Here is a 13,574-nt window from a genome sequence, read left to right on the forward strand (position 1 = left end):
CGCCGCCGCCTACTCCGCGGCCTGGAGGCGCGCCGACGGGCAGGCCTTTTCCAGTGCCTGGTCGAGGTCCTCGATGATATCGGCGGAATGTTCGATGCCGATCGACAAGCGGATCGTTTCCGGCAAAACGCCGGCGACCCTCTGCTGCTCCGCCGACATCTGCCGGTGCGTGGTCGAGGCCGGATGGCAGGCCAGCGACTTCGCATCGCCGATATTGACGAGGCGCGTGATCAACTTCAGCGCATCGTAGAAGGTCTTGCCGGCTTCCATGCCGCCCTTGATGCCGAAGGTGAACAGCGACGACGCGTTGCCGTCGAGATATTTCTGCACCAGCGGGTAATAGGGACTGTCCGGGAAGCCGGTGTAGTTCACCCAGGCGACTCGCGGATCCTTGCGCAGGAATTCGGCGACCTTGCGGGCGTTCACGCAGTGGCGCTCCATGCGAAGCGCAACGGTCTCGATGCCCTGGAGCAGCAGGAATGCATTGAACGGCGACAGCACCGAACCCATGGTGCGCTGATAGATGCTGCGCGCGCGCTCGATATAGGCCGTCTTGCCGAAGCGCTCGGCATAGACGAGGCCATGGTAGGAGGCATCCGGCTTGTTGTAGCCGGGGAAGCGATCCGCGTATTTGGCCCAGGGGAAGTTTCCGGAATCGACGATGGCGCCGCCGAGCGTGGTGCCGTGGCCGCCCAGGAATTTGGTGAGCGAATGCACGGCGATGTCGGCGCCGTAATCGAACGGCTTGAGCAGGATGGGCGTTGCAACGGTATTGTCGACGATCAGCGGCACACCATGGGCATGGGCGATCTTCGCCAGCGCCTCGATGTCGCAGACATTGCCGGCGGGATTGCCGATGGTTTCGGCGAACACGGCGCGGGTGTTCTCGTCGATCAGCTTTTCGATCGCCTCAGGCTTGTCGCTCTCGGCGAAGCGGCCGGTGATACCCTGCCGCGGCAGGATGTGCGAGAGCAGCGTATGCGTGGTGCCGTAGAGCTGCGGCATGGAAACGATGTTGCCGCCGTGATCGGCAACGTTGACGAAGGAGAAATGCAGCGCGGCCTGCCCGGTCGCGACCGCAAGCGCGCCGACGCCACCCTCGAGCTCGGCGATACGCTTCTCCAGCACCGCGCTGGTCGGATTGGCGATGCGGCTGTAACGATAGCCTTCGGTCTCGAGATTGAAGAGCGCCGCGCCGTGATCGGCGCTGTCGAAGGCGTAGGCCGCAGTCTGGTAGATCGGCACGGCAACCGCGTGCGTGGTGGCTTCGGGCTCGTAGCCGGCGTGAATAGCGATCGTCTCGTTGCGCATCGTGCCACCTCCGCGTGGAGCGGGCCGCACTTATTGGCCTGTATGAGGCATGTGCGTTGTCCGCCGTTCCTCTGTTAGAGGCGGGTGGTAAAGCGGACAATAATTCGTCTAGAGATCGAGGAAGTAACCCTAATGGATATTGGTGAATTGGCTAAAATTCGAGTCAAATTGGATTAATGAAGTTTTGCGGTTTGCGGCGGCAACCACGCTGCACTCCCTTCTCCCCTTGTGGGAGAAGGTGGCATAGGTGGCCTTCGGCCGCCGTTCTTGAAAACGCCGATGCTTCGCATCGGCTATGGCGCCGGATGAGGGGTCTCTATCCATACGGCCAAGCTCGCGTTCGCGGAGAGAGACCCCTCACCCGTCTCGCCGCTGCGCGGCGAGCCACCCTCTCCCACAAGGGGAGAGGGAAACACCCTTCGCACTCTATCAGCCGATCCGTTCCCAGAGCCGATGGGCGAGCACGCCGGCCCGCTTCTCGATCGCGGCCGCCGCATCGAGCGCGAGGTCCTCGCGATAGCGCCCGGCAATGAGCTGCACGCCGATCGGCTTGCCATCGTGCAATGCCACCGGCACCACGGCGCCGGGCAGCCCCAGCACGTTGATCGCGGAGATGAAGCGGATCTCGCCCCAGAAGATCTCGCGCACGCGCTCCGGGCTGACGGTGTCCTCACGCGGGCCCGGCGTCGGCTTCACCGTGGTCGGTGCCAGCACCACCGGATACTCCTCGAAGAACAACTGCCAGGCGCGGATATGGCCGTTGCGCGCGGCGGTCGCCTGCATCCAGGCCTTGAGGTCGAGCACGTTGGCCTTGGCTTTCATGCCGCCCCACGCCTTGTGGAAGTCTTCGGACGTCACCTTCAGCATGCCGGCTTCCTGCAACACCACGGTCTCGTTGGTGATGATGTCGCACCAGGTCTGCCAGACCCCGTTGATGTCGGGCACATCGACCTCGCTGACGCGATAGCCTGAACGCTCCAGATGATCGGCAGCCTGACGCAACGCCGTGCGCACGGACGGATCGACGTCCATGTCCTCGGGGATCCTGGCCAGCGCGACCTTGATCGGCTCCTTCGGCTTTGGCCCGACCAGCGGTGCCGGCGCCCACCAGGGATCGCGCGGATCGCGCTGACTCATCACCTCGAGCGCGAGACGGACGTCGGCGACGTGGCGCGCCAGCGGCCCCTGCGCCGACATCAGATGCGCCAGCATCGGCCGCTCCGCGGTTGCGCTTGCGTTGAACGCGGGAATACGCCCCTGCGTCGGCTTGATGGTCGCAACGCCGTTGCAATGCGCCGGCCAGCGCAGCGAGCCGCCGATGTCGTTGCCGTGCGCGATGGTGCCGATGCCGGCGGCGACCGCCGAACCCGCGCCACCCGAGGAGCCGCCACAGGTGATATCAGGATCCCAGGGGTTCAGCGTCAGCCCGTGCAAGGGATTGTCGGTGAAGCCGCGGAAGGAGAATTCCGGCGTGTTGGTGAGGCCGATGACGATCGCGCCGCCTTTCTTCAGGTTGCGCACCACCGGCGAATCCGACGGCGCGATGAGGTCCTTGTTGGCGGGAACGCCATTGAAGTTCGGACGGCCTTCGTAATCGACGTTCTCTTTGATCGTGATCGGTACGCCATGCAGAAGGCCGAGTTCGCCGCCCTTCGCGCGCTGCTTGTCGGCCGCATGCGCCGCAGCCAGCGCCTCCTCCGAGAGATCGACGACGACGGCGTTCAGCCCCGGGTTGACCGCACGCATCCGATCGAGATGCGCCTCGACGGTCTCGACCGCAGAGATGGCGCCGGAGCGGATTGCGGCCGCGGTCTCGACCGCCGACCATTGCCAGGCCGGCCCTTTGGGGCGGCGTGGCGCGGACGATTTGCGGGGAGCGGCCTTCTTGACCGGCTTCGCTGCGGCCTTCGCAACCACGCCCTTGCGAACAGTGCCTTTCTTGCTGGAGGTCTTCGCTGTTTTCTTTGAAACGCTTTTCTTCTTGGTCGCCGTCTTCTTCGCCACGTCGCTCTCCTGAAATTGCACCGCGGAAGTTATGGAGGTCACGCGACCGTGTACAGGCACGTTTCTGCATGGCGCGCTCGCGACGCTTTGCCACGGCCCGAACGCGAAGCAAAAGTCGCGCATGAACCTTTGGATGCTCTCTCGTGACCCATATACTGGTTGAACGATGGAACAAACGACCGCTAAGATTGCGGCATACCGACCAGATTATGGACGCAGCTATTTGGACAGCGACAAATCGGAGCATTTGCCATGCTCGTGGAATTCGACGGCGGATACGACCAGCAACCATTTCGCGATCTGTGCGCCGACTATCCCGGCGCCGAGGCCTACGATCCACACGACTTCCGGATCGAATGGGGCCCGATCTTTCACCGCGGCCGTCTCGACGGCTCGGCGCGTGTGCTCGTCATCGGTCAGGATCCCGCCCAGCACGAGACGATCGTCCGCAGGATTCTCGTCGGCACCGCAGGCCGGCGGACGCAAGGTTTCCTGGCGAAGCTCGGCATCACACGGAGCTACGTGATGGTGAACACCTTCCTGTACAGCGTCTACGGACAGAGCGGCGGCTCCAAGCACAAGAACGAGCCCGGCATCGTCGACTATCGCAACAGATGGTTGAAGGCCGTGCTCGGGCCCGGCAGCATCGAGGCCGTCGTCTCGCTTGGCGGCCTCGCGGACGAGGCCTGGAAGGCCTGGCTCAAGACGCCCGATGGGGCGGCTTCCAAGACCCTCGCCTACCAGCACATCACGCACCCGACCTGGCCGGAAAGCTCCGCCCATGATTCCGCCACGCAGGCTGCGAACACCAAGATCATGCTGACCAAGTGGAATGCCGCGCTCGCGGCTCTGGCACCTGAGGTCAAGCATCCCGACGTACCGGTGACGCTCGCGCCGTATGGCGACGCCTTCAAGCCTGCCGAACTCGTCGACATCATCGCGAAGGATCTTCCGGCAGGCCTGCCGGCCTGGATGCGCGGAGATACGCCATGGGCCACGCGCCAGGGCGCCGACGCCGCAGCCAAGCGACGCACGATCGCGATCACCGTACCGGACGGGGTGATCCCATGAGCCCGGCCGCAAACCCGAAGCGATGGGCACTGACCGGACGGATCGTGACGATGGCCACTGAGGGCGACGTCATCAAGAGCGGCACGATCTTCATCGAGGACAATCGCATCGCGGCGATCGTCCCCAAGGGACAGCCGGCCCCGTCGGGCTTCGACGCCGTCGAGCCTGTCGCGACCGGCGGCACCATCTATCCCGGTCTGATCGAGCTGCATAATCACCTCAGCTACAACATCCTGCCGCTCTGGCGCGTGCCGCAGCACTTCGACAATCGCGACCAGTGGCAGAACGCCAAAACGTACAAGACGTCGGTGACCGGCCCGATGAGCGCCATTGCTCTCGCCGACGACGGCTCGCTGCTGCCGGCGCTGGTTCGCTATGTCGAGGCCAAGTGTCTGGTCGCGGGAACGACGACGAGCCAGGGGATCACGCTGTCGAACTGGAGCGGCACGATCCACAAATATTACAAGGGCGCGTTGCGCGCCGCCGAGATCGGCAGCCCTCCCGATCTTCCGCGGGCCCACTCGAAGATCCCCGACATAGACGCCGAGGATTGGGCGAAGTTCGACAACGAGCTGAAATCGTCGTCGTGCTTCCTGCTCCACCTCAGCGAAGGCATCGATACCAAGGCGCATAGCCACTTCCTCGCCTTGCGCAATGCCGCTGGAGACTGGGCGATCGAGCCGTCGCTGGCCGGCATTCACTGCACGGCGCTCGATGCGACCGATTTTGGGACGATGGCCGAAAATCAGGCCAAGATCGTCTGGTCGCCCCTGAGCAATCTGCTGCTCTATGGGAAAACGACCGACGTCGCCGCTGCGCGGACGGCCGGACTGACGATCGCGCTGGGCTCGGATTGGTCGCCATCCGGCAGCAAGAATCTGCTGGGAGAGCTGAAGGCGGCGAAGGTCGTGTCCGCGCATTTCAGCCTCGGCTTCAGCGACTACGACATCGTCTCGATGGCGACGCGCAACCCGGCAGCGATCCTGAAGTGGGATGCGAAGCTGGGGACGATCGCCAAGGGCAAGTTCGCAGATCTGCTGGTGGTGAAGGGCGTCACCGGCGATCCCTACGGCCATCTGATCAAATCGCGCGAGCAGGATATCGTCCTGGTCACGATCGGTGGACGACCGCGCTTTGGGACGAAGAAGGCCATGCAGCTAGCGGGCGGAAGCGGCGAGGCCCTCAAGATCGGCAGCAGCGCGCGGCTGATCGACTTCACCTCGCCCGACCAGGATCCGGGAATCGAGACGGTCACGCTGACGGATGCGACGACTCGGCTCCGCGCTGCGCTCGGCAATCTCGGCACGCTGCAGCCGCATAGCATCGCCATGTCGGCGGCGATCGCCGACGGAACGGTGTCACGAGCCGGATGGCGCCTCGCGCTGGACGAGCAGTTCGGCAACAATGTCCAATTGCGCCCGCGGCTCGCCTATGACGGCGTCCGGACCGGTCCTGATCTGGCGGCGGTCGCGGCGGCGGCCGAGCCGCTGCATCCGATCAAGCTCGATGGCCTCACGGTGGCCGGCGATCCCGTGTTCCTGGACACGCTGAAAAGCGAGGCAAATTTGCCGGCGGGAATCGCGACGGCCATCGCGGCGTTCTACTAGACCGCGATCGCTGACCCTCCTGGCCCCCTCATTCAGCCGGGCAGGCCGCAACGGCGGCCTGCGCGCGGTCGAGCCGAAGGCTCCACAGTGCCAGCACGAGGCCAACCGCCGTGATGCCGGCCGCGACCAGAGGCAGCGCGGAGAGGCCGAGTCCGCGATCGATGGTGACACCGCCGGCCCAGGCACCGAGCGCGTTGCCGAGATTGAACGCGGCGATGTTGAGGCTCGAAGCAAGCGTGCGTCCATTGGGGCCGGCGGCTTCCAGCACGCGAAGCTGGAGCGGGGCAACAGTTGCAAAGGCCGCGATGCCGAGCAGCAGGATCAGCACGATGGCAGGGATCTTGACCGACAGCACGGCGCCAAGGCCGAGCAGCACGATGGCGAGCGCGGCCAGCGTTCCGATCAGCGCACGGGCGAGGCCGCGGTCGGCAAGCTTGCCGCCGGCGACGTTTCCGATCGCGAGACCTGCGCCGAATACCAGCAGGATCGGTGAGACCGCGGCCTCCGGGAAGCCGGTGAAGCGCGTCAGGATCGGCTGGATATAGGTGAAGACGACGAACAGGCCGGCAAAGCCGAACACGGTCATGGCGAGGCCGAGCAGCACCTGCGGACGCCCGAGGACCGATACTTCGTCGGCGAGCGAGATCGGCTTGTCGCCGTTGCCGACATGGCCGGGCACCAGCGCCGCCACCACCGCAAAGGCGATCACGCCGATGACGGTCACCGCCCAGAACGCCGCGCGCCAGCCGAGCATCAGGCCGAACCAGGCACCGAAGGGCACGCCGAGCAGAGTTGCAACCGTGAGGCCGATGAACATGGTGGCGATGGCGGAAGCGCGCTTGTCCTCGGCGACGAGGCTGGTGGCCACCACCGAGCCGACGCCGAAGAACGTGCCGTGGGCGAGCGAGGTCAGCACCCGCGCCGCCATCAGCAATTCGTAGTTCGGCGCCAGCGCGCAGGCTGCATTGCCCAGCGTGAAGATCGCCATCAGCGCCAGCAGCACGGTTTTGCGTGGCATCCGCCGCGTGGCCAGCGTCAGCACCGGCGCGCCGACGAATACGCCGAGCGCATAGCCGGAGATCAGCAGACCCGCGGCCGGCACGGAGACATGCATGTCGGCAGCGACCTGGAGCAGCAGGCCCATGATGATGAATTCGGTGGTCCCGATGCCGAAGGCACCGGCGGTGAGCGCGAGGACCGCGGGAGGCATGCGTTGCTCCAATGCGAGGGACGAGCCACGCAGATAGCCGCAGCGCGGCAAAACCATTAGAATGTCCGCAATCCAATCATTTGTGACGTGAATTCAACATGGCCCGTTTCGATACCAACCGCTCCGCCGAGATGGAGGTCTTCGTCCGCGTGGTCGATCTCGGCGGGTTCACGCAGGCCGCGCGAAAACTGCGCCTGACGCCGTCGGGCGTCAGCAAGCTGATCTCGCGGCTGGAGACGCGGCTCGGCTCGCGGCTGATCAACCGCACCACGCGCAAGCTCACGCTGACGGAAGAAGGCCAGGCCTTCTATCAGCGCGCGGTGCGCATCCTCGGCGAGATGGAGGAAGCCGAGCGCGAGGCCGCCTCCGGCTCGGCACCGCGCGGCCGCCTCACGGTCAACAGCAACATTCCTTTCGGCATGCTGCATGTGATGCCGCTGATCCCGCGCTTCCTCGAGCAGCATCCCGACGTCACGCTCGATCTCGTGCTGACCGACACGCTGATTGACCTGATGCAGGAGCGCGCCGACGTCGCTATCCGCGTCGGCCCGCTGCGCGCGTCACGCCTCGTCGCACGAAAACTTGGCACCAGCCGCATGGTCGTGGTCGGCGCACCGAATTATCTCGCGCGCTTCGGCACGCCGAAGACGCCGGCCGATCTCGCCGATCACCGCGGCATTGGCTGGACCTTTCCGCGCACGATCCGCGGCTGGCCGTTCAAGCGCGGCGACCGCACCGAGGAAGCGGTGCCGCCGCCGGTCGCCCGCGTCAGCGATGGCGAAGCCGCCCGCCGCCTTGCGCTAGGCGGCGCCGGCCTCGCCCGCCTCGCGCTCTTCCACATCGGCCCCGACATCGAAGCCGGCCGCCTCGTACCTGTGCTGCAAAGCTACAATCCCGGTGACCGCGAAGACATCCACGCCGTCTATGTCGGCCACACCGCCCCGCTCCCCGCACGCGTGCGCGCGTTCATCGATTTCCTGGCCGAGCACGTGCGGGTGAGTGATCCCGCGCTGAAGCGGGCTGGGGATGGAAGGTGGACATTGATGGGATAAGGCTGATGGCGGAGAGAGTGTCAGTCAACCCTTATTGAAAGATAATGACTTTTTGACCGTTCTCGGCCGAAACCCACCAGTTGAGCTACGGCCCGAAATGGGAATTCGACGTCGGCAAAAGGCCGTTCCAGCCACTAGCGCTCATCGACGCCGTCACGCGCGACTAGCGATCGGCAATTGACGATCGCGCCGCTCAGCCTGGTCGCAGCGCGCTCCTGCCGAATCCCATTGCGGCTAATCGAAATCTTGGCCCAGCCCTTCGTCGCGCGATGATATCCGGCAAGACAGGCCAACGGGATACCTTCAGCGCTTGGCGGTGAGTTGGTCGACAACGGCCTGACCGACTCCATGGGCCGAGGCTGGGTTCTGGCCTGTAATCAGGCGGCCATCGACCACGACTTTCTCCGTCCAGTTGGGCGCCGCCTGGTGCTTGGCGCCATGCGCTTCGAGCGCGGTTGCCAGCAGGAAGGGGACGACGTTGGTGTACTTCACCTCAGCCTCCTCATCGTTGGTGAAGGAGGCGACCTTCTTTCCGGCGATGAGATAGCTACCGTCGGAAAGCTTCGCGTTCACCAGTGCGGCCGGGCCGTGGCACACCGCCGAGACGATGCCGCCGGCTTCCCAGATCTCGCGGATGACCCGGTGCACAGCTTCGCTGTTGGCGAAATCCCACATCGTGCCATGACCTCCCGCGAAGAAGACTGCCGAATAACGGGAAGTATCGACGTCCGCGAGGATCTTAGAATCCGCAAGTTCGGCACGGAATTTCTTGTCCTTCCAGAGCTTGTCATTGATTGGATCGGAAAGGTCGAAGAAGTCGATCGGCGGATGACCGCCGCGTATCGAGGCGATCTCGGTCGAGATGCCGGCTTTCTGGAAGACATCAAGCGGGTGGGTCAGTTCAACCATCGCGAAACCCGTCGGCTCGCCGGTGTCACCGCGGATCGGATGGCTGGTGACGACGCAGAGGATCGGCTTGATGTTATCTGCCATACTGTTCTCCTTCTGATCTGAGCGAGGGACCCTGTTGACGACCGAGCGATGCGTTCACGTCGCCCTTCGTCGCGTGCTGCATCATCTGTTGAGATGGAATGATCTGAGTCCCAAAACGATGCTGTGATCGCGTGGCCGGCGCGATCGGACGGACCGCGAAGCCACTACGCTTGCGGGCACGCGGCGCTGGAGCGCGGTCGGAGGCGACTGGCGCCTCGCTCTCAGGCGTTGCCGGCGGCGAACAGCGTTTCCCAGTTGGTGAAAGGTCCGAGCGGGATCACGTCCCAATCAATCAGTCCGGCCTTGGCGAGAGGAAATTCAGCTAGCGCCTTCTTGGCAGCCTCAACGGATGCAGCCTCCGCGATGATGGCAACGCCGGGACGATCCTGCCGGAAATAAATGTCGCGGATGACGCCGCCCTTGTACATCTGCCACGCGTGACGGGCTTCATCCAGCATATGCGGCTGATATTTCTCCAGGCTCGCACCGAGCTGGGGAATATCGAGGCAAAGTAGTTTCATGATCAGGCTCCTGGGGTGAGGCGGATTTCACAGAAAAAAATGGCGCGCAGTCTCGGCCACGTGCCAGCATAGCTGCCGTTCTGTGATCGCCCCGAAGATTCGTTTTTGCGATCGCGGTTATAACTGGAATGCGAATTGTCATTGCCGATCGTTGTTCCCCTGTTTGCATCCTGGAGTTCTACAATCTCGCTATCGAGCGTGTTGAAGCCGACGGAGCCGCCTGCTACAGCCGTTGCGTCGAAAGAGTGCGGACCGGATGGTAGCCCGGTCGTCGCCAACCACGGGCGGCAACTCTCCCTGATCCGGGTATCCGCGACACCAGGACCGGCTTGCCGGTTATCCAGGTGTGCCCGCTGAAAACCCTGACGTCTTCGTCGGCACACTTTCATTCTCAAGATTGAAGGAAGGCCGACAATGAAGCTGACAGAAAACACCATCCTCATTAGTGGCGGCGCAACCGGCATCGGTTTTGCACTCGCCCGGCAACTGTCCGAGCGTGGCAATCGCGTCATCGTCTGCGGAAGGCGGAAGGCATCTCTCGACAAGGCCAGATCGGAAGTATCGGCAATCATCACCCGCACCTGCGACATCACCAGCGACGAAAGTCGCCGGGCGATGGTCGATTGGCTGAACGCAAACCATCCCGACCTCAACGTCGTGATCAACAATGCTGGCGTTCAAAACCGCCGCGACTTCAACCAGGCCGACGCCCTGAAAAACCTAGATCAGGAAGTAGCGGTCAATTTTACCGCACACGTTCACCTGATCGGCGAGATTTTGCCCTTGCTGAGACGGAACAAGAGAGCCCTCATCGTCAATGTGAGTTCCGGTCTGGCATTCGCGCCGCTTGCTGACGTCCCGATTTACTGCGCCAGCAAGGCAGCCCTGCATTCTTTTACCCTGAGTTTGCGACACCAACTGAGACCGACAGGAGTGCGGGTGGTGGAGATGATCCCTCCGATTGTCGATACCGGACTCGGAGGCGGGGTCCGCAGCGCAGGCACGACAGGTCAGGGCATGATGTCTCCGACCGAGTTCGCTACCGACGCGCTTTCCCAGATGGAAAACGATCAGGACGAAATCCTCGTCGGGATGTCCGCCAACACGCGCAGGCAGGGCGAGGCATTGTTTGAGCGAATGAACAGCCATTAGGCTCTCCATTACTCGCGCACCAAATCAAAAGGATGCAACCTGATGACCAATCTTTTGCTCACTAAAGAGCTACCACCACACAGCGAAGTTAGCGCACTCTCGTTTTACGAGGCGGTCGCGCAACGCCGCACGGTTCGCGAAATTGCCGCAACGCCACTCAGTCCCGCCCAGCTCTCGAGCCTATTGTGGGTAGCCTGCGGGGTGAACCGCACGAGCGGGCCGGACGGGCTACCGGGCCGAACAGCAGCGTCAGCAAGCAACTCGCAGGAAATCGATCTGTACGTCGCGCTCGAAGACGGCGCCTTCCTCTATAATGCCGCCGCTCACCGCCTTGATCCCGTAGCTGCCGGCGACCTGCGGACCGCAGCCATCAACCCACATCAAAAGGTCGATTGCAAAGCACCGGTTCAGCTGATCTATGTGGCCGATCTCCATCGCCTCACCCACACCAAGGGCTTCGCAGAGCCCGGTCTGCACGATCCGGAGATCCAGAAATCGTACTACTTCGTCGACACCGGCATCATCGCCGGTAACGTCTATCTGTTCGCTGCAGCGCATGGCCTGGCGTGCTGGTTCCACAATTGCGACAAGTCGATGTTGACAAAAGCTTTGGCGCTGCGACCCGATCAGAAGGTTCTCTTCGCGCAATCGGTTGGCTTTGCCCTCTGACTGCTGACCAAGGCAGCTATGAACTTGGGCGGGATGAAATGTAGCTCGGTCGGCTACAATCGGTCATATTGATGAGATGCGAGACAAGCTCGATGGAGTAGCAGTCTTTGTCGAAGCGGCGGAGGCCGGCGGATTTGCGCGCGCGGCCGGGCGGCTCGCCCTGTCGCGTTCTGCCGTCGGCAAGGCCATCGCCCGGCTCGAAACGCGGCTCGGTGTCCGGCTTTTTCACCGCACCACACGAACGCAAAGCCTAACGGAGGAGGGCCAAGCCTACTACGAACGCTGTCTCCGGGCGCTCGATGAACTCCGGATCGGCGAAGCCATGTTGGACTCCGGAAGGCGAGAGGTCGTCGGCCGGCTGCGTGTTACCATGCCGGTGCTACTGGGCCGCTATTGCGTTGCGCCGCTGCTGCTCGAATTCGCAAAGGGCCATCCAAAGCTGGAGCTCGATCTCTGCTTCAGCGACCGGCCGGTCGACCTCGTTGCCGAACGGTTTGACCTCGCAGTTCGCAATGGCGCGCTTGGGCAGGGCAGCGGTCTGCACGCCCGACGACTTGCAACCTGGCACAAGGTCTTGTGCGCATCACCCGCCTATCTGGCTGCACGAGGCAGTCCCTCGACCATTGCTGGCCTTGCCGAGCACGATGCCCTCGTTCATTGCCATGCGGGCCAGGTCTATCCCTGGCTGCTGTCCGATGCTGGCCTCGAGTTGACCGAGGTCAGACCAACGTGGCGTCTGCGTTTCGACGACCTCGAAGCCATCGCCGATGCTGCGGCAGCGGCGATGGGACTGGCGTGGTTGCCCTATTGGCTGGTCCGGAAGCGCGTCGCTTCCGGAGCCCTGCGGACGCTTTGGGCAGAGCGGCGTGCGGCCACGATGGACAGCTATGCCGTCTGGCCGACAACTGAATATGTGCCTCTGCGCTTGCGGCTTGCGATCGACATGCTGGCGACAAAGCTACCTGGCGCAGTCGTCGAATGACAGATTCGATTATGAGCTTCGGATAGAAGACCTGTTGGTCAGGCGCTCCCAATTGGCGTGGGCGAACTTTTCCATGCCTAGTTCATCAAGTGTCGCCTCCTCCAGATAGCGACGGGCGCCTCCCCCTGCCCGATGCACGTACGGGTAATCGGTCGAGAACAGGATGCGATCGATCCCGACGATTTCGACAGATCGCTGCAGATAGCCTTGGCTGAACAGCCCGCTGGCTGTGACGTAGAGGTTGTTCTGGACATAGTCCATGAACGGACGCTCAAGCTTCGCCGTCCTGTTCAGCATGGCAAGCCGCTCGACGTAGAAGAGAACGACTTCGCCCCAATGACCAAGAATGATCTGGAGCTGCGGAAAGCGGTCGAAGACGCCAGCCAAGACCATGCGCACGAACTGGACGCCCGCCTCATAATGCCAGCCGATCCCATATGTGGCGAGAGCGAGATCGACCTCATTGCCGAATCCGGAATAATAGGCATCGCGCACGCGCTCTTGCGGTATTTGCGGATGCAACAGCAGCGGTACGCCGAGCTCAGTCGCGCACTCGAAGATCGACCAATAGTCTGTGTGATCGAGATTCCTGTCGCGCACCCTGCCGCTGAGCACGGCACCTTTCAGGCCGAGCTCACCGACAGAACGCGCGAGCTCCCGGGCCGCCTCGCCCGGTACGGGCATGGGCAATGATGCAAGTCCCTGGAAACGGGCAGGATGAGCCGCAATCGTCGTAGCCAATAGATCGTTGGTCCGTTGCGCCAGCCCGACACTGCGGCCGTCCAAATTATTCAATCCTGGCGCGGTCAGCGATAGAACCTGGATATCAACACCGGTCTCGTCCATCAGGCGCAATCGCATCTCTCCAAGGTCGGCCAGGCGCTCGCCGACCTGCCCGCCATTGAGGGGCGCCGTTCCGTCATCGCCGCCAGCAACCGACGCCCAGGCCTCCTGGACCTCACTGGTGAGGAAATGTTCTTCAATCGCTATCAGCTTCATTGT

At 63.2% G+C, this 13,574-nt stretch carries 12 protein-coding genes; 6 read left to right on the forward strand and 6 right to left on the reverse strand.

The window, feature by feature from the left end; translation table 11 throughout:
- Window positions 1-9 precede the first annotated feature (9 nt).
- Both JQ591_RS31600 and JQ591_RS31605 read right to left on the reverse strand, forming a co-directional pair.
- Window positions 10-1,311 carry an O-acetylhomoserine aminocarboxypropyltransferase/cysteine synthase family protein gene (locus JQ591_RS31600; RefSeq protein ID WP_211399879.1) on the reverse strand — a complete coding sequence of 434 codons (1,302 nt, stop codon included), beginning with the start codon at window positions 1,309-1,311 and terminating at the stop codon, window positions 10-12.
- Between the two features lie 429 nt (window positions 1,312-1,740).
- Window positions 1,741-3,315: an amidase family protein gene (locus JQ591_RS31605; protein WP_211399880.1), complete on the reverse strand. Its 1,575-nt coding sequence runs from the start codon at window positions 3,313-3,315 to the stop codon at window positions 1,741-1,743.
- Between the two features lie 252 nt (window positions 3,316-3,567).
- Here JQ591_RS31605 and JQ591_RS31610 point away from each other — a divergent pair, with 252 nt between their 5' ends.
- Together JQ591_RS31610 and JQ591_RS31615 are read left to right on the forward strand one after the other, a co-directional pair.
- A complete protein-coding gene (locus tag JQ591_RS31610; protein WP_211399881.1) occupies window positions 3,568-4,386 on the forward strand; it encodes a uracil-DNA glycosylase in 819 nt (272 codons plus the stop codon).
- Window positions 4,383-5,993 carry an amidohydrolase family protein gene (locus JQ591_RS31615; protein WP_211399882.1) on the forward strand — a complete coding sequence of 537 codons (1,611 nt, stop codon included), beginning with the start codon at window positions 4,383-4,385 and terminating at the stop codon, window positions 5,991-5,993. Before JQ591_RS31610 ends, JQ591_RS31615 begins: the two co-directional genes overlap by 4 nt.
- Before the next feature lie 28 nt (window positions 5,994-6,021).
- Here the strand turns inward: JQ591_RS31615 and JQ591_RS31620 are convergent, their stop codons facing one another.
- Complete coding sequence (locus tag JQ591_RS31620) at window positions 6,022-7,203, reverse strand: MFS transporter (protein WP_211399883.1); 1,182 nt, start codon at window positions 7,201-7,203, stop codon at window positions 6,022-6,024.
- Between the two features lie 98 nt (window positions 7,204-7,301).
- On the opposite strand from JQ591_RS31620, the gene JQ591_RS31625 reads away from it, so the two are divergent.
- Window positions 7,302-8,255 (forward strand): LysR family transcriptional regulator, encoded by a 954-nt coding sequence (locus tag JQ591_RS31625; protein WP_211399884.1) that lies wholly within the window; start codon window positions 7,302-7,304, stop codon window positions 8,253-8,255.
- Window positions 8,256-8,558: 303 nt separating this feature from the next.
- Here JQ591_RS31625 and JQ591_RS31630 read toward each other — a convergent pair whose 3' ends face one another.
- Both JQ591_RS31630 and JQ591_RS31635 read right to left on the reverse strand, forming a co-directional pair.
- On the reverse strand, window positions 8,559-9,248 hold the full coding sequence (locus JQ591_RS31630; RefSeq protein WP_211399885.1) for a type 1 glutamine amidotransferase domain-containing protein: 690 nt from the start codon (window positions 9,246-9,248) through the stop codon (window positions 8,559-8,561).
- Between the two features lie 221 nt (window positions 9,249-9,469).
- On the reverse strand, window positions 9,470-9,769 hold the full coding sequence (locus tag JQ591_RS31635; RefSeq protein ID WP_211399886.1) for a superoxide dismutase: 300 nt from the start codon (window positions 9,767-9,769) through the stop codon (window positions 9,470-9,472).
- Window positions 9,770-10,183: 414 nt separating this feature from the next.
- Here JQ591_RS31635 and JQ591_RS31640 point away from each other — a divergent pair, with 414 nt between their 5' ends.
- The 3 genes from JQ591_RS31640 (at window position 10,184) to JQ591_RS31650 (ending at window position 12,572) form a co-directional block, all read left to right on the forward strand.
- Complete coding sequence (locus JQ591_RS31640; RefSeq protein ID WP_211399887.1) at window positions 10,184-10,921, forward strand: SDR family oxidoreductase; 738 nt, start codon at window positions 10,184-10,186, stop codon at window positions 10,919-10,921.
- Between the two features lie 42 nt (window positions 10,922-10,963).
- The gene (locus tag JQ591_RS31645; RefSeq protein ID WP_211399888.1) at window positions 10,964-11,590 is read left to right on the forward strand and encodes a nitroreductase family protein; all 627 of its coding nucleotides are present in this window, start codon (window positions 10,964-10,966) and stop codon (window positions 11,588-11,590) included.
- A 76-nt stretch (window positions 11,591-11,666) separates the two neighbouring features.
- On the forward strand, window positions 11,667-12,572 hold the full coding sequence (locus JQ591_RS31650; protein ID WP_211399889.1) for a LysR family transcriptional regulator: 906 nt from the start codon (window positions 11,667-11,669) through the stop codon (window positions 12,570-12,572).
- 9 nt (window positions 12,573-12,581) lie between these two features.
- On the opposite strand, the gene JQ591_RS31655 is transcribed toward JQ591_RS31650, so the two are convergent.
- Window positions 12,582-13,571 (reverse strand): amidohydrolase family protein, encoded by a 990-nt coding sequence (locus JQ591_RS31655; RefSeq protein ID WP_211399890.1) that lies wholly within the window; start codon window positions 13,569-13,571, stop codon window positions 12,582-12,584.
- Window positions 13,572-13,574 lie beyond the last annotated feature (3 nt).

Source organism: Bradyrhizobium canariense, assembly GCF_018130465.1.
GTDB classification, from domain to species: Bacteria; Pseudomonadota; Alphaproteobacteria; order Rhizobiales; family Xanthobacteraceae; genus Bradyrhizobium; species Bradyrhizobium canariense_C.